General features: G+C 48.4%; 1 protein-coding gene. It reads left to right on the plus strand.

Features of this window, described 5'->3' with window-relative positions; genetic code table 11:
- Positions 1-10: 10 nt before the first annotated feature.
- The coding region (locus VT06_RS17195; protein WP_235357474.1) for a DUF523 and DUF1722 domain-containing protein at positions 11-554 on the plus strand (544 nt) is incomplete at its 3' end.

Consider the following 554-nt stretch of genomic DNA (forward strand, 5'->3'; position numbering starts at 1 on the left):
AGGGATAGGTATGAGTGTACCACGGCCAACCATACGGTTAGTTGGTGATGTAGCGCAACCTCGCGCGGTGGTGCCAAAAACAGGTGAAGATGTTACGCAGCGATTAGCTGACTTTGCCAATGTTCGCGAACAGCAATTGACGAAACTATCCGGTTATATTCTTTGCGCGAAATCGCCCAGTTGTGGCATGGAGCGCGTGCGAGTGTATGCGGAAGATTCTAATATGAACGTTAAAGATGGCACTGGCATATTCGCTCAGCGCCTGAAAGAAATGTTTCCGGCGTTGCCAATGGAAGAAGACGGCAGGTTGAACGACCCATTGCTACGGGAGAACTTTGTACTGCGTTTGTATGTGTATTATGAATGGCAACAACTGCCAACCCCCATTAGCAAGCATGTGTTATATCAATTTCATGCGCGGCATAAGCTATTATTGCTTGCCCACAATCAGCCAGTGTATCGCGCTTTGGGTAAAGCTCTGGCAGAGCAACAGCAAATTGATGAAGAGTTCACCACTAGCTATATCATGCGGCTCATGTCGGGGTTATCCGAGC

It is taken from the genome of Arsukibacterium sp. MJ3, assembly GCF_000987765.1.
Taxonomy (GTDB): domain Bacteria; phylum Pseudomonadota; class Gammaproteobacteria; order Enterobacterales; family Alteromonadaceae; genus Alishewanella.